Origin of the sequence: Gluconobacter cerevisiae (assembly GCF_015244675.1) — a bacterium.
Lineage (GTDB): Bacteria > Pseudomonadota > Alphaproteobacteria > Acetobacterales > Acetobacteraceae > Gluconobacter > Gluconobacter cerevisiae.
Genome location: NZ_JABCQO010000001.1, coordinates 454,239 through 474,098, shown reverse-complemented (window position 1 = coordinate 474,098; position 19,860 = coordinate 454,239). Strand labels below are relative to the sequence as shown.

The window sequence follows — 19,860 nt, the reverse complement described above, 5'->3', positions numbered from 1 at the left end:
TCGCTCCTGTGCGAGTGGGACCGGCAGATTGCTCTGCCGAAAAATGAACGGGTAAATGGCCTCAATCCCCGTCCCGCCGCAACCCCCAGACGAACAGTCGAACCGTTTTCAGGTCGCTTTGTCCGTCTGGATCACGAGCGCAGGCCCATCATGGGGATCGGACTGCCGTCCTTCGTCCCATCCGAGCGTGACATAATGGATGAGGGGCCAGATCCCGTAATAGGGGTCCTGCGTCACGTCCGGATTGCTCTGGGCATAATACAGCGGATCGAACACCCGATATTCGTGCTGCTGCCCGTCGTTCCGCGCCCGATGGGCCACAAAGCCGGACGGGATGCTGAGTGGAGGGTGTGGAACGCTCTCTCCCGTGCCCAACAGGATGTCCGGATCGACGCCAAGATCGCGGAAGCGCTGCGCGATTATGGGCGCATAAATGTTTGGAACGGGCCGGTAACCGGCAGAAAAAGCCTCGGCGTCCGTGCGGAAATAGAAGTGAAGATGTGTGCCGTCCGCGGGGTGCTCCAGTGTCTCGCCGGTGTCCGCGGCAGCCAGTTTCTGGCGCGCAAAACGGCGGATATCTTCATAATCGGGGCGGTTGTGCAGATGGAGATGCACGAAAGGTGTGCGGACATAGCGCTCGGGATAAAGGCTTTGGGGATTGTGGAAGCCACGGTCCAAACTGACGATCGTTCGTGCTTTGAACAGACTGCGTCGGACGATCTGGGGCAGGTAGTAATCCGGTGCTTCTGGGACGTTCAGCAGCAGGCGTTCGGTAATGAAGGTCGCGTTTTCCTGCTTCAGACAGTCGAACTGCCGCCGGATAACGTCAGGGTCGAGCGAAAGCTGGTCCAGAAAGACTGTCAGAAACTCATCACAGTCCAATGGGACAGCAAAATCGTAGGATTCTTCAGCGTCCCATTGTCGGATAATGTTCGCGATGACCTCGCCCTTATGCAGGAAATCACTGGGCGACGCATGATCCCGGACAATCCGCACGCCCTTTTCCTCATATCGGGTCTGAATCTCCAGAACGGCGGGATCAGTCGAGCCGTTGTCGATCACGGTCAGGCTGGCGAAACCGAAAATCGCTGCGTGCCACAGAATCCAGGGCTCCAGCAGGGTCGCCTCGTTCTTCTGCATCATGACGCAGCGGATTCGGGTCATCGGGACAGCAGGGCGTTCATGCAGGTCTCGACCCGCTCCACGGGTAGCATCGCCAGATCGGGCACCACGATCAGCTCTGTCCGGCCTGCCGTCGGGGTGAGGGGGGCCGTCAGGCGCGGGTCGCTGTCCGGGCCGAACAGCGTGAGGCAGGGTGTGTCCATTGCGGCGGCCAGATGCATCGGCCCGGTGTCGTTGCCTATCACGAGGGAGGCGCGGTCGAGCACGCCTGCGAGTTCAACCATTGTGGTCTGGCCCGTCAGGTCGAGAGCCGTTGGGCAGACGCGCAGGATGTCCTGAGCCAGAGGCGCTTCGGTCCGGGTTCCCACGAGGACCGGACGGATGCCCTTCGCGGCGAGGGATTTTGCAATTTCGGCAAAGCGGGCGCTGGGCCAACGTTTCTGGGGGCGGTGAGGTGCTGCACCCGGCACCAGAACGGCATAGGGGGCTGCAATGTCCGGCCCATGGCCCTGAAGCCAGCGTGGAACACTGCGCGGCAGGGGCGTGACCCCGGCGTCATGGAGCTGATCGTCGAGGCGGGCCAGCGTATGCATGGCGTTGCGCGATGGATTGCCGTGCGGATGGCAGCAGCCATCGGAAATGCCCGACCAGTTTGCAGGCTGTCCGGCGAGGCGGAAATAGGTTTTGGAGCGACCTGAGGTCTGAAGATCGAACACCCGGTCATAACCGCGCAGTTTTCGCGACAGGCGCCACAGCCCCGGTAGGTTCCGCATCGACGGGCGTTCGTCCGTCAGGATGTCGTCAAACCACGGCGCGGCGCGGGCCAGATCCACGAAAGGCGCGGTCGTCAGAAGGGTCAGCGTGGCGTGGGGGAAGGCGGCCCGAATGGACGCGAAAGCGCTGAAAGCCTGAACGAAATCGCCCAGCGCGCCGAGCTTTATGACAAGTATGCGACTCATGAGCCGACTTTAGCAGGGTGTTGCGGAACGCCAACCGTTCCCGGCTGCCGTTCCGCAAAGAAAATCGCCCCTGTGGCCAATTAGGCCGTAGTGTCGACGCCCTGCGGTGCCGTAGCCGGCTCGCCCTTGGCGACCACGACCATGGCGGGCTTCAGCAGACGGCCCTTGAGCAGCCATGCCGGTGTCCAGGCCTGCATGACATGGCCCGACGGATGCTGGTCGGAAGGCTGTTCCGCCATCGCCTGATGCAGGTTGGCATCGAACGGCTTGCCGGTCGGGTCTTCGCAGGTGATGCCGTTGCGTTCGAGAATGCCGAGGAACGAACGCTGCGTCCCTTCGATTCCCTCACGCAGTTTCGTGATGAGGACGTCTTCGCCTTCCGTCTTGGCGGGCAGGGAGGCCAGGCCGCGCTCAAGATTGTCAGCGGCTTCCACCACATCGCGGGCGAATTTCTGGATGGCGTACTGGCGCGCATCCTCAATGTCGCGCTTGGCGCGGGCGCGGATGTTCTGGCTTTCGGCTTCGGAGCGGACCCAGCGGTCCTTGAGTTCTGCAACCTCGGCTTCAAGAGCCTCGATCCGGGCTTCGGGAGTCGTCTCTTCCAGCGTTTCACCGCCGGTTTCGTTCATGCCCGGTGTCTCGTGGCCGGAGGTCTCGACGCCCTGTTCAGGCACGTCATGGGCCGTTTCCGGCGAGGCGTTGTGGTCTGTCATGTTACGACCTTCTTTGGTGGGACGGGCCATCATGCGGCCCCGTTCTTCTTCAGGAGATAACGCTGATTGTCCTAAAGACAAGGGTTGCGCCGTCGCATAACGACGCATCATGTCATTGAAAAGCCTATTTTCCGCCATCATGGATCATGGGTTATAGGTAAAAAGCCGCAACAGTTCTCAGCAGACGGACCCCTTATGGAGACGCCCCGAACCCCCTACGCGCCGCCCGCGCCTGCCTCGCAGACGCCGCCCGGAGCTTCCGCCGCGCCGATTATTGCGCTGGTGGACGATGACCGGAACATTCTCGCGTCCGTCCAGATGACGCTCGAAGCCGAAGGATTTACCGTCCACACCTATACCGACGGCGAAAGCGCGTTGCAGGGCATCACATCGCGTCCTGTCAGCCTCGCGGTGCTGGACGTGAAGATGCCGCGCATGGATGGCATGGAACTGCTCCAGCGCCTGCGCTCACGCTCGAACCTGCCGGTCATTTTCCTGACGTCCAAGGACGAGGAGCTGGACCAGCTCATGGGCCTGCGTCTGGGGGCTGACGACTACATTACCAAACCGTTCTCCCAGCGCCTGCTGATCGAGCGCATCCGCGCTTTGCTGCGCCGTCAGGATGCCAGCCGGGCCGAGGCCACGGGTGTGGCAGCCGTCGGCTCCGCCATCGTTCGCGGCAAGCTCTCGCTGGACGAGACGCGCCATCAGTGCCTGTGGGACGGGCAGGACATTGCGCTCACGGTCACGGAGTTCCTGCTGGTCAAGGCTCTGGCCCTGCGTCCGGGGATGGTGAAATCGCGCGACCAGCTCATTGATGCCGCCTATGGCGACAACATCTATGTCGATGACCGCACGATCGACAGCCATATCAAACGCGTGCGCAAGAAGTTTCGTCAGGTGGACGACGAGTTCAACCAGATCGAGACGCTGTATGGCATCGGCTACCGCTACCGGGACGAGTAAGCGCGCGTGGATGATGATTCGGAGGCTTTTCCGACAGGCCATATTCTTGATGCTGAACGGCTGGAACAGGGCCGGGACCGGCGGCGTGCCGAATCGGCCCGGGCTGGTCTGCGGGCAGGGCTGGGCGAGTCTTTGCGGAGGATCGGCGCAAAGATCCTGAAGCGCCTGCGCCCGCGCCGGGCTTCGGAGATTTCCCTGACGCGACGGCGTCTGGCATCTCCGCTTCTGGTGCGGATTTTGCTGCTGAATGCTCTGCCGCTCGCTCTCTTGGCCGTCACGCTGCTGTTTCTGGACCAGTTCCAGAACGGCCTGCTGGAAACCGACGTCAACGCCCTGCGCGAACAGGCGCATATTTATGCAGGCGCGCTCGGGCAGTCTGCTGTCCGGGTGAGCGCGCATGGGCCGGGCCATCCCGCGCCCGGTGGCAATCTGGAACTGGACGTCGCGCAGGCCCGTCCGCTTCTGGCCAGCCTGACCGAGCCGAGTCCGAATGCTCACGCTTTGCTGTTCGATCCGGATGGCAAGCTGGTCGTGGACAGCCGCACGGCCTCGCGCCGCAAGCAGGACCATGCGCTCCCCGACCCCGTCGATGGCACGCCGTGGCAGCCGCCGCGGAACAATATCCTTGAAAGTTTCTACGACTGGCTGCTGTCGCTCCTGCCGCTGACCTCCAGCGAGGAAGTCACGCTCGACACCAATGACACCGCCATGGACGGCCCGCATGATGCCCGGCCGCTCCAGTCGCAGGCCGAACTGCCGCCCTTCATCCGGCGCACCAAGGACCATCAGCTTGTCGTGACGGTGGTGGAGCCGGTCGTGCGCGATGGTGTGACGGTTGGCGAAATCCAGCTGACGCGTCACGCGCCGGAAGTGGATCGCACGCTGTTCGCCGTTCGCTCCTCAATCCTGTCGCTGGTTCTGGCGGCGCTTGTCGTGACGGTGCTGCTGTCCTGGTATCTGTCGCTCACGATTGCCCGCCCGCTCCTGACGCTGGCGCGTGCGTCCAACGACATGCGCGAGGCGGATGGCCGAAAGGATCTGGTGCCCGAACGGCTTCTGGTCCGTAGGGACGAGATCGGCGTTCTGGCCCGCTCGCTTCGGGGTAGTGCACTGGCGCTCTGGGCGCGGATGGACGACATCGAACGCTTCGCCGCTGATGTGAGTCACGAAATCAAGAACCCGCTGTCCTCTATCCGCTCCGCTATCGAGACGTTGCCGCGTATCCAGATCGCCGAGCGTCGCGAACGGCTGATGGGGATCATCAACAGTGACGTCAAACGGCTGGACCGTCTGATTACCGACATTTCCGACGCCAGTCGGATTGATGCAGAGCTGTCCCGCGTGCGCCCCGAGCCCGTTTCGGTCGTGGCGCTCCTGTCCATCCTCGCGGAAATGCACCAGACCACCCGCCGGGAAAACGACCCCGTGCTTCGGCTGGACGTCCGCGATCAGGACCCGCCGCTCAAGGCGCTGGCCGTGGAGGACCGTCTGGTTCAGGTGTTGCGCAACCTGATTGGCAATGCGGTCTCGTTCTCACCGCCGAAGGGCATCATCGCCTTGCATGCCAGTGCGCGCGATATTGCCGGGAGCGGGCCCGGGACGGGGAGCGTGGTGGAAATCACCATTACCGATCAGGGTCCTGGCATTCCGCCCGGAAAGCTCGACAGCATTTTCGACCGTTTCTATTCAGAGCGGCCCCAGACCGAGAACTTCGGCCAGCATTCCGGGCTCGGGCTCGCGATCAGTCGGCAGATCATTCACGCCCTGCGCGGCAACCTGTTCGCCGAGAACCGGATGGATGCGTCCGGGGCGATCCGGGGGGCGTGTTTCGTGGTGCGGCTCCCTCGCGCGTCCTGATGCTACCATCCGGCCCGTGCCCTGCACGGTGATGGCTGGTTCCGGGTACAGGCCCGCAATCGCGCCCGGAACAAGGGCCGCGGCCACTGGCAGCGCCAGCATCAGGGCCGCAAAAGCGGGCCGGGACATGGCGGTCACTTCCTGGCGGAGAGGGCAAGGATCACATGACCAGCCTGATGCCGCGCGCGCTGCTGATCCCGCAGGACGTAAAGGTCATCATGGGCGCGGGAAAAGGCGTCCTGCTCGCAATCGGCGCCATCGCTGTCCACCAGCCAGTTGTCCTGAATGAGCTTCTGGCAGACGACGTGAGACGCTTGGGCAATTTTCTGGTTGGCGATGGTCCAGTCCCGCGTGGCCCTGAGATCCAGCGACGAGAGGTCAATTTCCGTGCTGGTCGTCCCGATCCCGCTGGGAGCGGCGTGTGTGGCCTGAAGCGGCAGGGCAAGGCTGGTGATGGAGAGGGCGCAGAGCAGCAAGGAGGAAAAACGGGTCATGGCACGACGTTCCTGAAGTCAGATCCGACGCTGATTGCGTCTGAAAATCTTCAATGCAGGAAGCGTGCCAGTTTTTATTTCCAGTCAGAAAAATTCGATCTTCAGCAGGTTGAAGATAAATCATCTCGGTAAAATCATAAAATCCGCCATAAAGTGGCGTATTTTTCTATTATCCGTGAGGTGTAGCCGTTAGGCTGAGGGCGATGCGCTGTTCGGGGAAAGGAAAACGCTGCACGATCCGCAGGGTCAGTGCGGGTTTTGCAGCCCCCAAAGCCTCGTTCAGGGCTGCCTGACACTGGCTGAAGGTCTGGCCCTCGCGGATCATGGCCGCGACATGCCGGGTGTGGTCCAGCGTGAGGCCATGATCGGCCAGTGCCAGAGAAATGGCTAAAAGTGCTGCCTGACACTCATCCGACAGCCGTCCGGGGCGATCCCCTTCCGGGCTGAAACCACTGAAATCCGTGCAGGTGACCTCGTCTCCATGTACGGTGACGGTCGATGAAGGGAAGGATACGCCCATGGTGGTTCGAAGTCCTGATCCATGTCAGGGGGCCGTCATGCCCCTGTCCGGTCCAAGGTCTTAGTCCGCTCCTGAAGAGGTCGCAATCCGTCATGTCTGTCTCGCCATGCCCCTCTGAAGATTCGGTCCATGCAAGCTGCGTGGCGTGGAACGGGGAAGCTGTCCTGATTTCCGGCCCCCCGGGCGCGGGGAAATCGGAACTGGCTCTGCGGCTGATGGATGCGGGTTTTGATCTCGTGGCGGATGACCGTGTGCTGCTGGAGGGGGCGGTCGCTTCGGCCCCCGCGCGGCTGGCAGGATTGATCGAAGTCCGGGGTGTGGGAATTCTGCGGACACCTTTTGTTGTGAAAGCGACGGTCCGCCTGCGGGTCTGTCTGGGGCTGGGACAGCCACGCCTGCCCGAATCGCGCCGGGACCCCTGGACGGGTGCGGTAATGTTGTGTCTGGAGCCCGGTTTTCCGGGAACGGTGGCCCGGATCAGGGCGGCTCTCAAGGCCTGTTGCGGTCCTTATGAATGGGTCGCAGGAGCCGGGGAGACGCTAAAAAAACGTGAAGATGTGAAATAGTTCCGTACCAAAAGAAAAAAGGCTAGAGTGTGGCATGGCATCGGCGAACCATCCCGAGTCTGGCTCCTTATCCGGCTATGGTCACGGGTCCCGTCGGATCCTGATCGTAACGGGTCTGTCCGGGGCGGGAAAATCATCCATATTGCGGGTTCTGGAAGATCTGGGTCATGAGGTTGTGGACAATCCACCTCTGAACCTGATCCAGGCGCTCGCCTCACGAGCCGGACAGAATCTGGCCATCGGGATCGACGTCCGCAGTCGCGGGTTCGAAGCCTCCCGCGTTCTTGAAGAACTGGAGCGCCTTCGCCTCCTGCCGGACTGCGTGGTGCAACTCCTTTACGCCACGGCCGAGCCTGAAATCCTTCTGCGTCGCTTTACCGCCACGCGCCGCCGCCATCCGCTGGTGACAAGCGGCACCATCCTCCCCGGAATCGAGCAGGAAACCGCCCTTCTGGCCCCGCTGCGTACCAATGCGGATCTGGTCATCGACACGTCCGACCTGCCCTCGCCGGAGCTGCGCCAGCTGATCGAGACGCGCTTTGGCAGCGCGAGCGAAGACGGGCTGACGGTTGCGCTGATGTCCTTTGCCTATCCGTCAGGTCTGCCGCGCGAAGCCGACATGGTTTTCGATGCACGTTTCCTGCGTAATCCGCATTATGATCCGCTGCTCCAGCCCATGACCGGGCTGGATGAGGCAGTTGTGCAGTACGTGAAGTCGGACCCGGCTTATCCCGCCTTTTTCGGCCATATCCAGAGCCTTCTGGAACTGGTGCTTCCGCGCTTTGTTGCGGAAGGCAAGAAATACGCCACCATTGCCATCGGATGCAGCGGCGGACGCCATCGTTCAGTGACGATCGTGGAGGAACTGGCCCGCATTCTCCCCACAGCCATGCCGGTTGGGCCGATGATGGTTCTGCATCGCGAACTCGCCCGCAAGGGTGTGGCGCCACGACGCTGGGCCGTGCCCCCGCAGGACATTTCTTTACAGGACAGAACGGTATGATCGGACTCATGCTGATTACGCACGGACGTCTTGGCGATGTCCTGCTGGAAACGCTGGTTCATGTCGTGGGTCCGCAGACTCAGGTTGGGGTTGTCGGCGTTGCGGATGACGACGATCCTGCCGTCCTGCGTCCTGCGGCCGAACGCCTGCTCCAGCGCCTCGATACCGGCGATGGCGTTTTGGTGCTGACGGATATTTTCGGAAGTTCGCCCTCCAATCTGGCCCTGTCATTGCGAGAGCCGGGGCATGTCGAGGTCGTGTCAGGCGTGAACGTGCCGATGCTGGTCAAGCTGGCGAAAACACGTCGCGATCTGGATCTTGCAGGCTGCGTGGAAAAGGCCACAATGGCGGGGCGGAAGTATATCGCCGTGGCGTCACAGCTTCCCGCCCCCTGTCTCCATGGCGGGCCGCGTGCCTGTACGCTGCCGGTTCATTGAATCGAGTTCGCTGAATGAGTGATACGACCCTGTCCGTTCCGCCGCGCACTGTCAGCATCGTCAACCATTTGGGGCTTCATGCCCGCCCCGCCGCCAAGATCGTGACCACTGCCGAGCGTTTTGACGCCGAAGCCACGATTGCCCATGGCTCCAATGTCGTCTCCGCCTTGTCGATCATGGGGCTGATGATGCTGGGGGCCGGGGAGGGGCAAGACGTGACGCTCCGTGCCCACGGGCCTCAGGCAGCCGAAGCGCTTGATGCTCTGGAAGCCCTGATCGCGGACGGATTTGGCGAGCGTGACTGAAACGCCGCCCCGTCGCCGCTCGTCCCGACAGCCCCGCCGCAGCGCACCGTCCTGTTCGCTCCTTCACGGTAAGGCCATCACGCCGGGCATGGCGCTGGGGCCTGCTGGAAGGGTTGAAGCTCTCCCGCTGCCCGACATCACCGAACGCTACAGCGCCATCGGGCCTGAGGCAGAGAACGTCCGTCTGGACGAAGCCATCGCCCGGGCGTTCCACCAGATCGAGAAAATGCGCGACCGTCTGGTCGGTCTGCCGGAAGAGGGCCGGGCGGAGATCGCCTCCCTCCTGACGGTCTATGAACGCATGCTCGGCCCGTCGCGGCTGGTGCGTCAGGTTCGGGAGCGGATCGCGGGCGAGGGGCTCTGTGCGGAGGCAGCCGTTTCGGACGTCACGCAGGAACTGGCGGCGCAGGTCTCGCGCATGGCGGAAGCTGTGGCGCGGGAGAACAGTGCGCAGGACGCCGACGCGAATCTGCGTCTCGCGGGTGAGTTCGAAGAAGTCGGGCGTCGCCTGATGCGGAACCTGACCGGCATTTCTTATCGCGCGTTTTCCAGCCTGCCTCCCGGCTCCGTTCTGGTGGCGGAGCAGCTTCGTCCGGCCGATGTCGCCATGATCGATCCTGCGCGCATCGCGGCGGTCGTCACGCAGGGCGGGGGTGGCGCGGACCACACGGCGATCCTGCTGCGCGCGCTCGATATTCCCGCCATCCTCGCCGTTCCGAACCTCATGGCGCAGGTTCAGGAAGGCGAGATGCTGGTCGTGGACGGGCATCTCGGGACCGTCACGCTGTCACCCAACGAAACCGAACTGCGTCTGGCGGGGGAATTCGCGCAGCGTGAGGTTAGGGAAAAGCGGGCGTTCGGGCGGCTCAAACGCCTGCCAGCTCAGTTGCAGAGCGGCGAGGACATCGAGCTTTCGGCCAATCTGGAACTGCCGGCGGAAATGCCGATGCTGCTGCGCAATGGCGCCAAGGGCATTGGCCTTTTGCGTAGCGAATTTCTGTTTGGCGAACGTGAGGACCTGCCGGACGAAGACGGCCAGACAGATGCCTATCGCGCCATCGTACAGGCTATGGATGGCCGCCCGGTCACGATCCGCGTGTTGGACTGGGGTGGCGAAAAAGGTCGGGCCTGTATGCGTCGGCTGGGTCTGGCGGAGCAGGTGGCGGATGGTGGCAACCCCGCGCTGGGCCTGAGAGGCGTGCGTTTGCTCCTGCGGGTGCCGGACGTGCTGGAGACGCAGTTCGCCGCGATTCTGCGGGCCGCCGAGCCTGAAGAGGGCGCAGTCATCGGACCGGTGCGGATTTTGCTGCCGATGGTGACGTCCGCAGACGAAATCGTGGCAGCGCGGGAGATTTATGACCGGGTGGCCCGACGCCTCAAGCGCAAGGGCCATACGTTGCCCGATCCGCTGCCGCCGCTGGGGATCATGATCGAAACCCCTGCCGCCGCTCTGACGGTGGATACGCTGGCCCGGCACGCTGATTTCATGGCGCTCGGCACCAATGACCTGACGATGTACACGCTTGCCGTGGACCGTTCGGATTCCATGGTGGCGGACCGCTACAGCCCGCTTCATCCGGGTGTGCTGCGGCTGATCGAGGCGGCGGCGGATTCGGCCCTGAAGGCGCGCCGTCCGATTTCGGTCTGTGGAGAAATGGCGTCTGATCCGCGCGTGGTGGCGTTGCTGATCGGTCTGGGTCTGCGGTCCTTTTCCATGAATTCCGCTTCCCTACCGCGTGTGAAGCGCCTGATCCGGACCCTGACGCTCGAAGACTGCGACCAACTCCGCCGACAGGTTATGCTGGAAAGCGATCCGGACCTGATCCAGGATCTGGTGCGGCAGTTCGCAACCTGATACTGTTTGCACGTGGGTCTCTCGGCAAAGCGGGGCGGGGATGCCATATTAACGCCCATGCCGGATTCTTCTGCCACTGCTGATACGCTCGCTTTTTCGCCTGAGGTCACACAGCGCCTCGACCTCACGGCCGAGTGGTGCCAGCGCAACGGGCAGCGTTTGACTGAAACACGTCGGCAAGTGCTGGGGTTGATCCTGTCCAGCGAGAAGCCGTCCGGGGCTTACGATCTTCTGGCCAGACTGCGCCCTGCCCATCCGAAAGCCGCCCCGCCCACCGTGTACCGGGCGTTGGATTTTCTGCTGGAAAACAGCCTGATCCACCGTCTGGAGCGGTTGAGCGCCTTCGTGGGCTGTTCGCATGCCGTGGAATGTCCGCATGGCTGCAGCCATCATGACGAAGGCGGAATGCACCGGGCGCAGTTCCTGATCTGCCGGGGCTGTGACCGGGCATGGGAATTGGAGCAGGAAGCCATTGCGCCGGTCCTGACCCGTGCGGCACAGAGCATGGGCTTTAAAGCCGAGTCCGCGACCGTCGAAATTGAAGGCCTGTGCGTGGCCTGTCAGAAAGCCGGTGTTCTGCCGGTACGCCGTCCGAAAACCACGGCAGGCTGAAACGCATGGGCCGCCGTCGTTCCCCGTCGTCGGCGCCGCTGTTTGAAACGCTACCCCAGTCCCGTCGTCCGCGCCCGGAAACTCCGCTGCCCCGCGCCTCTGTGGCTCCGGCTGATCAGCCGGATCTTCTGGGCTGGACGCCACCGCGGACGCATCTGGATGCGGAGGAGGTCGAAGCCTGCCTCCTGAATCCTGTCAGGTTCCGCCCTCCGTCTGGGGAAGCGTTTGTGTATCATCTGACGGATTTCGTCAGCGCCCGGATGATTGCGGAAAATGGCCTCTCTCTGACGGACAGCCTCATATTCCGCACGGCCGCGCATCTGGCGCAGGATCTCGCGGATGCTCCGGTGACGGAAGATCTGGGGATCGTGCGTGTCCGGCGGCGTCTGATCCAGCCTTGGCTGACGGCAGATCGTCAGGACGGCCGTCCGTGCTATGTGCTCGGTCCAGAAAAATCATGAGAGGCAGGGAGAGTATCATATGGCAGCACAGTCGGGCCTTCTGGCCGAGGTCACGCGCGGCGGACGTGTCGAATCCCATCATCTGGGCCGCGCGGTTGTCGTGGATGCCGATGGCAGCGTGGTCTGGTCGTGTGGGGATGTAGAGGCAGCGGTATTTCCGCGTTCGACCGTCAAGTCCCTGCTCGCGATCGAACTGGTGGAAAGTGGCGCTGCGGACCGTCTCGGTCTGAGCAGCGATGCGTTGGCGCTTGCCTGTGCCTCGCATGGTGGCGAGAAAGCCCATGCCGAAATGGCGGCCACGATGCTGGCGTCGGTCGGCCGGGATGTCGGGTCTCTGGAATGCGGAACGCACTGGCCGACCTACGAACCGGCTGGCCGCGCGCTGGCGGCCGCACATCAGGACGCCTGCCCGCTGCACAACAACTGTTCGGGCAAACACGCGGGCATGGTGTGCCTGTCCTGCGATCAGGGAATCGATCCGACCGGCTATATCGACCCGTCCCACGAAATCCAGCGCCGCGTGACGGATGTGCTGGCCGTCATGATGGACGCGCCACATGACGATGCTAACCGCGGCATGGATGGCTGTTCCATGCCGACCTATGCCGTCCCTCTGAAGGCGCTTGCGAAAGGTTTTGCAAGATTTGGTGCGGGAACCGGGCTGTCCGAAGGGCGTTCCCGTGCGGCCACACGCCTTCGTGAGGCCGTGGCGGCAAATCCGTTCATGGTCGCCGGGACAGGCCGCTATGACACGAAAATCATGGATCAGTTCGGCGCGCGGGCCTTTGTGAAGATGGGTGCGGAAGGCGTGATGATCGCGTCTTTGCCGGAACTGGGCCTCGGTCTGGCCATCAAGACCGATGACGGCGCCAACCGCGCTGCGGAAGTCGCGATGTCCGCCCTGCTGCGTCGCTTCGGTGGCGAAACACTGTGCCGGGACGCCGCAGACCGCGACATTCTGGACGCAACCGCCACGCAGACCATGCGGAACTGGAACGGGCTCACAGTCGGTGAGATCCGCAGCGCGCTCACGCTGTAAACGGTTTTGTGTTATAGGTTACGGATATGACATCCGCATGAAAGATTGATGTCATTCTATGACAGAACAAAAGGAACGCACTGGCCTATGAACGATCAGCCTGGAACAACAGGGACCATTTCGCCGCAGGATGACAGCAGCACATCCATTTTCGACGCAACGCGCTTCAAGATCATCGCCATTGGCGTGATCGCGGCGCTGGCGGGTCTCATGTCCGGGCTTGATATCGGTGTGGTGGCAGGGGCGCTGGACCTGTTCGGCAAGGAATATCACGCTTCTACCATCGCGCTGGAATGGGTCGTCAGCTCCATGATGGCGGGTGCGGCGGCGGGTGCCTTGAGTGCGGGCTGGATGTCCAAAACTCTTGGCCGCAAACATTCCCTGATCGTAGGGGGGGCGATCTTCGTGGTCGGTACGATTGGCTGCGCCATGAGCTGGTCGGTCGCGTCCATGATTTCCTTTCGGGTCGTCATGGGCGTTGCGGTGGGGATTTCCGCCTTCACCGCCCCACTCTACCTGTCAGAAATCGCCAGCGAAGAGTCCCGTGGGGCGATGGTCTCGACCTATCAGCTCATGGTGACGGTCGGCATTTTCATTGCGTTCCTGTCCGACACGTATTTTTCCTATAGCGGCAACTGGCGCTGGATGTTCGGCGTAGCGGGTATTCCGGCCATTCTATTCCTGATCGGCGTGCTGTTCTTGCCCTACAGCCCGCGCTGGCTGATGGCGCAGGGGCGTCATAAGGAAGCGCGGCAGATCCTGCTGGACCTGCGGGATGACCCTCTGACGGCCGCCAAGGAAATCCGCGCCATCCGGGAGCAGCTTGAGACGAAACAGGAAGGTTTCAAGCTCTTTCGCACGAATCCCAACTTCCGCCGCTCCGTGGCGCTGGGCGTGATGCTCCAGATGATGCAGCAGCTCGCGGGCATCAACATCGTCATGTATTATGCGCCCAACATTCTCGCGGCAGCGCATTTCGACGCACAGTCGCAGATGTGGTGCACGGCCATTATCGGTCTGGTGAACATGCTGGCGACCTTCGTGGCCGTGGGGCTGGTTGATCGCTGGGGTCGCAAGCCAATCCTGTATGCGGGCTTTACGGTCATGGCGCTCGGTATGGGCGTTCTGGCCATGCTGCTCCAGACCGGCATGACCACGCAGTCCTCCCAGATCGCGGCCGTCTTTCTGCTGATGATTTTCTGTGCCGGGTTCGCCATGTCGGCTGGGCCGCTCATGTGGGTGCTATGTTCCGAAATCCAGCCGCTGGGCGGTCGTGATTTCGGAATCGCCATTTCAACTTTCACCAACTGGATGACCAATCTTCTGGTTGGTGTAAGCTTCCTGACCCTTATGCAGACCCTCGGCACAGCAGGCACGTTCTGGCTCTTCGCCGGTCTGAACGCACTGTTCCTGCTGCTCACGTTCCTGTTCGTGCCTGAGACGCGGGGAATGTCTCTTGCCGTCATCGAAAAACGGCTCATGGCGGGTGTGAAGCTCCGCAAACTGGGCCGCTGACATCCTCCGGGACATCACCATCGCGTGATTTTGCGCCCGGCCCCTTTGGTCGGGCGTTTTTATTTAAACCTTCCATTAGGAGACGCGCTTGAGCGAATTTTCCCGATCCTCCCAAGAATCCACCCCTGTCATCGGCAGAAGCGGCGTCCTGCTCGTTTACGCGCTGTATATCGCCCGTTTCTTCACGGGAATCAGCCTTCTGGCGGGTGTCATCGTCGCCTATCTCCTGCGCAGATCGAGCGTTGGGGTGGAGCGGATGCATCTGAACTGGCTGGTGCGCCTGTTCTGGTATGATGTTGCCTTCATCATCGGTTGCGCTGCTCTGTTTCTGGCATGCTTCCTGACAGAACCGCCCGGAAGTTCTGGTCCCGGCCAGCTTATCTTCCTGCTGCCGATCGGCATTTTTGCGATCTGGAACATCGTCCTGCTTGTATCGCTGGTCGTGGGCGTGCGTGGAATTCTGGCAGGAGAAGGCCCGCTTCCCGGACGTTTCCGGGCATTGGCGGAATAAGCTCGTTACGAACTGGTGCAATACGCCATTTCCTGAAGTTCCAGACGGATTTCATTCGCTGGAGTCTTAGGAAATCCAGATCTGGCACGGTTCATGCATCAAGGCTGCTGTCGAGTTTTTCTCAGAGGAATGTCTCCCTCATGTACGCATCCTACGTCCCTTACGAACCCGCAGGCCGTTATGGTCGCGGAGATGATGCCCGGAGCGGCCGCGATCTGGTCCTGCTGATCTATGCTCTGTATGTCGCCGGATTTTTCACGGGCGTGACAGCCCTGATCGGCGTGATGATTGCGCATAAAAGCCGACGCTCCGCTACGGGGCTGACGCGCACGCAGCTCGATTGGCAGGTGCGGATGTTCTGGTACGGCGCGCTCGCCCTGACCGTGATCGGGACGATCCATGTCATGGTGGCGGGTCTGGGCGCCATCACGGGCGGGCTTGGACTGGTGTTCATGGTGGTGCCGTGGGGGCTGACTTTGGCCTGGGGTATTCTCACGGCCTGGGCCATTGCCCGTGGCGTCCATGCCGCCCTGCTCAACCGTCCTGTCGCAAGCCGCTAAAGCCCGAAAGACCCATACCATGAACCGTTTCGCGCTTTCCCTTCCTGTCCTTGTCTTCGGTACCGCACTGGCCTTTCCGGTCTGCGCGGCACCGCTGATCCAGTCCTCGACTTCGGACGATATCTCTCTGCCTGCCCTGCCCGAGGGCGGAAAAATTTCCAGCATTAACGGCGATGTCAGCATCGGGACGTCAGACGGCCCCTTGTCCGTCCGGACCGTCAGCGGCGATATTCATATCAAGCAGTCCAGAGGGCCGCTCGACGTTCATACGGTCAACGGTACGCTGGATGTGGATCATGCGATAGCCGCCGTCGAAATCCGCAGCGCCAGCGGCGATGTCACGCTCGATCATTCCGACGGCGCGGCTTCGATCCGTAGCGTGAGTGGTGACGACACGATCAACCATGCGGCCCGGGATGTCATGATCCGCAGTGTTAACGGAGATATAAACCTTACTCTCGATGCCGCGCCGCAGATGCGCACGATTGATATCGGCACGGTCAGCGGTGACATGATGATCCATCTGCCGCACGGCTTTGGCGGAACCTTCGACATTCACCTGAAGCAGCGCCGCTCGGACAAGACACTGCCGCTTGAGCAGTCGCTCGGTTTGACTGTGCAGACAGGGAACTGGGAAAAAGAATCCGGCGGGTCAGAAGAGGCCCGGACAATCACGGCCACCGGCAAGGTCGGCGATGGCCGCGATCATGTCGTCATCCATAGCGTGACGGGAACCCTGAAACTCGTTCAGGACTAACCCACACTCTTACAGCCCATCCGCCGCAGCGTTCCCGCCATAAAATCTGGCGGGGGCGCTTCCGCGGCGAGCATATCGGATGGCAGGTTCAGTTCCAGACTGCGGGCGAGCAGATGCAGCCCCGGCAAAGACGATCCTCCCGCAGCCCCGTAAACCCTATCGCCAAGGATCGGCGTTCCCAGTTCCGCGCAATGGATGCGGGCCTGATGGGTCCGTCCTGTGAGCAGTTCCAGCTCTACCCAGCACAGACCCCTCCCGCGTCCCAGCACACGCCAGCGCGTCCGGGCCTCATCGCCTTTCGCATCCACAACCATGCGCCAGCCGGAGGGGCCAGATTTCCGCAGAAGCGGCGCGTTAATCTCGCCGCTATCCTGCGGCAGATCCCCCACCACAACCGCCCAGTAGAGCTTGCGGACCTGCCGTTCCTGAAACGCTGCCTGCGCCTCTAATAGCGCCGTCTTGCGCCGCGCAACCAGCAGGCAGCCGGACGTATCCGTATCCAGCCGATGCGCCAGCCACGGCCCTCCGCGCGGATGCGGAAGCAGGCGGGTTTCGACGGAATCCTGCGTGGAAGGGCCGGGATGCACCGCCAGTCCTGCTGGTTTGTCCAGAATCAGGAAGCGCGGTGTTTCCAGCAGGATGGGAATGTCCATTCCCGGATAAAACGGTGTGCGCGGGCCTTCAGCCGCGGGGAGGTCCGTCTGTTCTGGCAGGCGGCGCGGCTTGTGGGCGTTGCGCGAGGCTTTTGCGCGTCGGATCCGGTCTTTCCGGTCAGTCTTCATGTTCTTCCTTGCGGCGGACAAGGATCTCGCGTTTGCCCACATGGTTGGCGGCACCGATAATGCCTTCCTTTTCCATCTGGTCGATCAGCTTGGCCGCGCGGTTATATCCAATGGAGAGATGGCGCTGGATGAAGCTCGTGGAGGCCCGGCCTTCACGCATTACGATATCCACGGCCTGATCGAACAGGGTGCCTTCTCCGTCACCGCCCGAGCCCGTTCCTGCTGTCAGGCCGCCCGCGCTGTCGTCGTCCTGACCGGAGACCACGTCGTCATTGTAGATCGGATCGCCCTTGGAGCGCAGATCTGCCACCACGGCCTCGACTTCCTCATCCGCCACGAATGGGCCGTGGACACGCGTGATGCGGCCACCACCCTGCATGAACAGCATGTCGCCCTGACCCAGAAGCTGTTCGGCGCCCTGTTCCTGAAGGATCGTGCGGCTGTCGAACTTGCTGATGACCTGAAAGGAAATTCGGGTCGGGAAGTTGGCTTTGATGGTGCCCGTAATGACGTCCACGGAGGGCCGCTGCGTCGCCATGATGACGTGGATGCCGGCCGCACGGGCCTTCTGGGCCAGACGTTGAACGGCTGTCTCGATTTCCTTGCCCGCGACCATCATCAGGTCGGCCATCTCGTCAATGACGACGACGATATAAGGCAGGTTTTCTGTTGCGACCTGCTGCTCATCGAACACCGGGCGGCCCGTTTCAGGATCGAAGCCGGTCTGGACGCGCTTGGTCACCATTTCGCCCGAAGAGCGGAGCTGGTTTACGCGTTCGTTGTAGCCGTTGATGTTGCGGACCTGAAGCTGCGCCATCAGACGATAGCGGCGGTCCATTTCCTGCACGGTCCATTTGAGGGCGCTGACGGCCTTTGCAGGCTCCGTCACAACCGGCGTCAGGAGATGCGGAATCCCGTCATAAATCGACAGTTCGAGGATCTTGGGGTCGATCATGATCAGGCGGCATTCTTCCGGGCTGAGCCGGTAGAGCAGCGACAGGATCATGGCATTCACGCCGACCGACTTACCCGAACCCGTCGTACCCGCGACGAGCAGATGCGGCATTTTCGCAAGGTCGGTATAGACCGGAACGCCTGCGATATCCTTGCCGAGCGCGATCTGAAGGCGCCCGTTTCCGTTCAGCCATTCCGGCGTGCGGAGCAGTTCGGAGAAATAGACCGTCTCGCGCTTGGCGTTGGGCACCTCGATGCCGATCACGTTGCGTCCCGGCACGGTTGCGATACGCACGCTCAGAACAGACAGCGAGCGCGCTACGTCATCGGCGAGCCCGATTACGCGCGATGAACGGATGCCCGGTGCGGGTTCGAGTTCGTACAGCGTGACGACCGGACCGGCATGGATATCGCCGATCGTGCCCTGCACGCCGTAATCAGCCAGAACGCTCTCCAGCAGGCGGGCATTGGACTGCAACGTCTCCTGCGAAGGCCCCGTTACGGCATGCGGGGGCGGCGGGTTCAGCAGGCCCAGCGGAGGCAGTTCCCAGCCGGTCGTTACGGCATTGCGCGGGGCGGCAGGACGGGGCGCAACAGCTTCGGAAGGGCGTTCCGGACGGCGCATTCCAAACAGGCCGCGCTTCTGCGGTTCGGGCTCGGGCGGCGTGTCGATGCTGCTCTGGGGCAGCTCTTCGTCCATTTCGTCGTCGATCTGACGGCGCACAGGGGGCAGCGGCGTGTCACGCTGGCGGGCGATCTGGGCCAGACGCTCGGCATAGGGGTTGGACGGTGCCTCTTCCTCTTCCGGGACGGTGGTCTGGCGGGCGCGGGCGGCTGCGGCTTCCGTCCGGCTGACCGGGCGTGTTTCGGCGGCTGGCTGGCTGTAGGGATCGTCCTGCGTGTCCATGGGCGGCTGCATCCAGCCGGTATTCTGCGGCACGAACGGCTCAGGCCGGGAACGCGGATCGCTTTTGCCAAAACTGCGACGCAGGAAGGACAGAGGGGCTGCATCCGCCGCCGGCGCGCCACCGGCCGGGCTGGGCTGGAATTCATACAGACGCGGATCGGGCGCGGGCCGATGGTCGGATGTCTGCGGGCCGTTCATGCGCTTGGCGAGCGAGAAGGGCTGGCGACCCAGCACCACGGCCGTCTTGCCCAAAGCGCGCCATTCGCGAGCTTCAAGACCCATCGCCAATGGCAGAAGTAGACCCATCAGCAGCAGGACGAGAAGAACGGCAATCGCGTTTCCGGCGGCACCAGCTTCGGCATGGGCGGCGTCCAGCAGGCGATGGGCACAGGAGACGCCCATTTCGCCACCAAGACCGCTGGCGGTCGGCCAGTCGACTTGAAGGCCGGGGATGAGAAGCTGGAGCGTGCCGATGAAGGTGGCGGCGGCGGGCAGCAGGGCAAGGGCGGCCACGATCCGCAGGATCGGCAGGCTCATGCCGTGATGGCGGACCATGCGCCACGCCCAGGCCAGCAGAATGACGATCGGCATACCGCTGCCGAGGCCGAGCCACTGGATCAGCCCATCCGAAATGGTCGCGCCCGTACGGCCCAGAAGGTTCGTCGGCTGCGTTCCCGTCGAGGTATTGAAGGACGGATCGTGCGGATTGAAGCTCCACAGTGCGATCCCGACCGCCACGGCGAAGATCAGCAGGACCAGCCCGAGAAGCTCCATGCAGCGGGCGCGCAGGGCACTGCGCAATTTTGGTGTCATGTGCCGGTCATGGGCATCGCGGACGATGTTGCGCACTGTACTGGTCGATCGGCTGAACGCGGCCAAGTCTCGTCACCCCGTCGGTTTTCTGGATTGCGGCTTGTAAAATTCACTCTGAACTATAGCCGACAGGGTACTGAATACAGAGGGAA

Annotated in this window: 21 protein-coding genes; 14 read left to right on the top strand and 7 right to left on the bottom strand. The window is 62.5% G+C overall.

The genetic code is table 11. The features are described from left to right. Positions 1–108: 108 nt before the first annotated feature. The 3 genes from HKD21_RS02155 to HKD21_RS02145 form a co-directional block, all read right to left on the bottom strand. The gene (locus HKD21_RS02155) at positions 109–1,164 is read right to left on the bottom strand and encodes a glycosyltransferase family 2 protein (RefSeq protein WP_194253938.1); all 1,056 of its coding nucleotides are present in this window, start codon (positions 1,162–1,164) and stop codon (positions 109–111) included. Continuing rightward, positions 1,161–2,081, bottom strand: a complete 921-nt coding sequence (locus HKD21_RS02150) for a glycosyltransferase family 9 protein (RefSeq protein ID WP_194253937.1) — start codon at positions 2,079–2,081, stop codon at positions 1,161–1,163. The genes HKD21_RS02155 and HKD21_RS02150 overlap by 4 nt, the downstream gene beginning before the upstream one ends. 80 nt (positions 2,082–2,161) lie before the next feature. After that, the gene (locus HKD21_RS02145; RefSeq protein ID WP_194253936.1) at positions 2,162–2,827 is read right to left on the bottom strand and encodes a nucleotide exchange factor GrpE; all 666 of its coding nucleotides are present in this window, start codon (positions 2,825–2,827) and stop codon (positions 2,162–2,164) included. A 162-nt stretch (positions 2,828–2,989) separates the two neighbouring features. Between HKD21_RS02145 and HKD21_RS02140 the strand changes: the two genes are divergently transcribed. Next, entirely contained in the window at positions 2,990–3,760 is a 771-nt protein-coding gene (locus HKD21_RS02140) for a response regulator transcription factor (RefSeq protein ID WP_062031216.1), read from the top strand. 141 nt (positions 3,761–3,901) lie between these two features. Next, complete coding sequence (locus HKD21_RS02135) at positions 3,902–5,617, top strand: stimulus-sensing domain-containing protein (protein WP_407646515.1); 1,716 nt, start codon at positions 3,902–3,904, stop codon at positions 5,615–5,617. A 134-nt stretch (positions 5,618–5,751) separates the two neighbouring features. Here the strand turns inward: HKD21_RS02135 and HKD21_RS02130 are convergent, their stop codons facing one another. Both HKD21_RS02130 and HKD21_RS02125 read right to left on the bottom strand, forming a co-directional pair. After that, positions 5,752–6,111, bottom strand: a complete 360-nt coding sequence (locus HKD21_RS02130) for a UrcA family protein (RefSeq protein WP_194253934.1) — start codon at positions 6,109–6,111, stop codon at positions 5,752–5,754. A 169-nt stretch (positions 6,112–6,280) separates the two neighbouring features. Then, a complete protein-coding gene (locus HKD21_RS02125; protein ID WP_194253933.1) occupies positions 6,281–6,631 on the bottom strand; it encodes an endoribonuclease L-PSP in 351 nt (116 codons plus the stop codon). 92 nt (positions 6,632–6,723) lie between these two features. Between HKD21_RS02125 and HKD21_RS02120 the strand changes: the two genes are divergently transcribed. From HKD21_RS02120 to HKD21_RS02065, 12 genes are all read left to right on the top strand, one after another. After that, entirely contained in the window at positions 6,724–7,197 is a 474-nt protein-coding gene (locus HKD21_RS02120) for an HPr kinase/phosphorylase (protein ID WP_194253932.1), read from the top strand. A gap of 34 nt (positions 7,198–7,231) precedes the next feature. Further along, positions 7,232–8,200: an RNase adapter RapZ gene (gene rapZ / locus HKD21_RS02115; RefSeq protein ID WP_194253931.1), complete on the top strand. Its 969-nt coding sequence runs from the start codon at positions 7,232–7,234 to the stop codon at positions 8,198–8,200. Then, entirely contained in the window at positions 8,197–8,637 is a 441-nt protein-coding gene (locus HKD21_RS02110; protein ID WP_099285746.1) for a PTS sugar transporter subunit IIA, read from the top strand. Before rapZ ends, HKD21_RS02110 begins: the two co-directional genes overlap by 4 nt. A 14-nt stretch (positions 8,638–8,651) precedes the next feature. After that, positions 8,652–8,942, top strand: coding sequence for an HPr family phosphocarrier protein (locus HKD21_RS02105; RefSeq protein ID WP_194253930.1), 291 nt, complete (start codon positions 8,652–8,654; stop codon positions 8,940–8,942). Continuing rightward, positions 8,935–10,797, top strand: a complete 1,863-nt coding sequence (gene ptsP / locus HKD21_RS02100) for a phosphoenolpyruvate--protein phosphotransferase (protein ID WP_194253929.1) — start codon at positions 8,935–8,937, stop codon at positions 10,795–10,797. The genes HKD21_RS02105 and ptsP overlap by 8 nt, the downstream gene beginning before the upstream one ends. Positions 10,798–10,854: 57 nt before the next feature. Beyond that, entirely contained in the window at positions 10,855–11,409 is a 555-nt protein-coding gene (locus tag HKD21_RS02095; protein WP_194253928.1) for a Fur family transcriptional regulator, read from the top strand. Positions 11,410–11,414: 5 nt separating this feature from the next. Next, the gene (locus HKD21_RS02090; protein WP_194253927.1) at positions 11,415–11,870 is read left to right on the top strand and encodes a hypothetical protein; all 456 of its coding nucleotides are present in this window, start codon (positions 11,415–11,417) and stop codon (positions 11,868–11,870) included. A 19-nt stretch (positions 11,871–11,889) separates the two neighbouring features. Beyond that, positions 11,890–12,909, top strand: coding sequence for an asparaginase (locus HKD21_RS02085; protein WP_194253926.1), 1,020 nt, complete (start codon positions 11,890–11,892; stop codon positions 12,907–12,909). 87 nt (positions 12,910–12,996) lie between these two features. Then, positions 12,997–14,424 (top strand): sugar porter family MFS transporter, encoded by a 1,428-nt coding sequence (locus tag HKD21_RS02080; RefSeq protein ID WP_228120725.1) that lies wholly within the window; start codon positions 12,997–12,999, stop codon positions 14,422–14,424. An 88-nt stretch (positions 14,425–14,512) separates the two neighbouring features. After that, entirely contained in the window at positions 14,513–14,935 is a 423-nt protein-coding gene (locus HKD21_RS02075; protein ID WP_194253925.1) for a hypothetical protein, read from the top strand. Positions 14,936–15,075: 140 nt separating this feature from the next. Beyond that, a complete protein-coding gene (locus HKD21_RS02070; protein WP_228120723.1) occupies positions 15,076–15,495 on the top strand; it encodes a hypothetical protein in 420 nt (139 codons plus the stop codon). Between the two features lie 19 nt (positions 15,496–15,514). Next, the gene (locus tag HKD21_RS02065) at positions 15,515–16,252 is read left to right on the top strand and encodes a DUF4097 family beta strand repeat-containing protein (RefSeq protein ID WP_194253924.1); all 738 of its coding nucleotides are present in this window, start codon (positions 15,515–15,517) and stop codon (positions 16,250–16,252) included. Here the strand turns inward: HKD21_RS02065 and HKD21_RS02060 are convergent. Both HKD21_RS02060 and HKD21_RS02055 read right to left on the bottom strand, forming a co-directional pair. Beyond that, a complete protein-coding gene (locus HKD21_RS02060; protein ID WP_194253923.1) occupies positions 16,249–17,034 on the bottom strand; it encodes an RluA family pseudouridine synthase in 786 nt (261 codons plus the stop codon). The genes HKD21_RS02065 and HKD21_RS02060 overlap by 4 nt on opposite strands. Continuing rightward, on the bottom strand, positions 17,024–19,744 hold the full coding sequence (locus tag HKD21_RS02055) for a DNA translocase FtsK (protein ID WP_194253922.1): 2,721 nt from the start codon (positions 19,742–19,744) through the stop codon (positions 17,024–17,026). The genes HKD21_RS02060 and HKD21_RS02055 overlap by 11 nt, the downstream gene beginning before the upstream one ends. Between the last annotated feature and the right edge of the window lie 116 nt (positions 19,745–19,860).

What these genes read in the sequence shown, in the direction of transcription:
- HKD21_RS02095 (WP_194253928.1), top strand. Translation starts at nt 10,855, where the DNA reads ATGCCGGATTCTTCTGCCACTGCTGATACGCTCGCTTTTTCGCCTGAG.
- HKD21_RS02130 (WP_194253934.1), bottom strand. Translation starts at nt 6,111, where the DNA reads ATGACCCGTTTTTCCTCCTTGCTGCTCTGCGCCCTCTCCATCACCAGC.
- HKD21_RS02125 (WP_194253933.1), bottom strand. Translation starts at nt 6,631, where the DNA reads ATGGGCGTATCCTTCCCTTCATCGACCGTCACCGTACATGGAGACGAG.
- HKD21_RS02060 (WP_194253923.1), bottom strand. Translation starts at nt 17,034, where the DNA reads ATGAAGACTGACCGGAAAGACCGGATCCGACGCGCAAAAGCCTCGCGC.
- HKD21_RS02120 (WP_194253932.1), top strand. Translation starts at nt 6,724, where the DNA reads ATGTCTGTCTCGCCATGCCCCTCTGAAGATTCGGTCCATGCAAGCTGC.
- HKD21_RS02110 (WP_099285746.1), top strand. Translation starts at nt 8,197, where the DNA reads ATGATCGGACTCATGCTGATTACGCACGGACGTCTTGGCGATGTCCTG.
- HKD21_RS02140 (WP_062031216.1), top strand. Translation starts at nt 2,990, where the DNA reads ATGGAGACGCCCCGAACCCCCTACGCGCCGCCCGCGCCTGCCTCGCAG.
- HKD21_RS02065 (WP_194253924.1), top strand. Translation starts at nt 15,515, where the DNA reads ATGAACCGTTTCGCGCTTTCCCTTCCTGTCCTTGTCTTCGGTACCGCA.
- HKD21_RS02080 (WP_228120725.1), top strand. Translation starts at nt 12,997, where the DNA reads ATGAACGATCAGCCTGGAACAACAGGGACCATTTCGCCGCAGGATGAC.
- HKD21_RS02105 (WP_194253930.1), top strand. Translation starts at nt 8,652, where the DNA reads ATGAGTGATACGACCCTGTCCGTTCCGCCGCGCACTGTCAGCATCGTC.
- HKD21_RS02145 (WP_194253936.1), bottom strand. Translation starts at nt 2,827, where the DNA reads ATGATGGCCCGTCCCACCAAAGAAGGTCGTAACATGACAGACCACAAC.
- HKD21_RS02070 (WP_228120723.1), top strand. Translation starts at nt 15,076, where the DNA reads ATGTACGCATCCTACGTCCCTTACGAACCCGCAGGCCGTTATGGTCGC.
- HKD21_RS02090 (WP_194253927.1), top strand. Translation starts at nt 11,415, where the DNA reads ATGGGCCGCCGTCGTTCCCCGTCGTCGGCGCCGCTGTTTGAAACGCTA.
- HKD21_RS02085 (WP_194253926.1), top strand. Translation starts at nt 11,890, where the DNA reads ATGGCAGCACAGTCGGGCCTTCTGGCCGAGGTCACGCGCGGCGGACGT.
- HKD21_RS02155 (WP_194253938.1), bottom strand. Translation starts at nt 1,164, where the DNA reads ATGACCCGAATCCGCTGCGTCATGATGCAGAAGAACGAGGCGACCCTG.
- rapZ (WP_194253931.1), top strand. Translation starts at nt 7,232, where the DNA reads ATGGCATCGGCGAACCATCCCGAGTCTGGCTCCTTATCCGGCTATGGT.
- HKD21_RS02150 (WP_194253937.1), bottom strand. Translation starts at nt 2,081, where the DNA reads ATGAGTCGCATACTTGTCATAAAGCTCGGCGCGCTGGGCGATTTCGTT.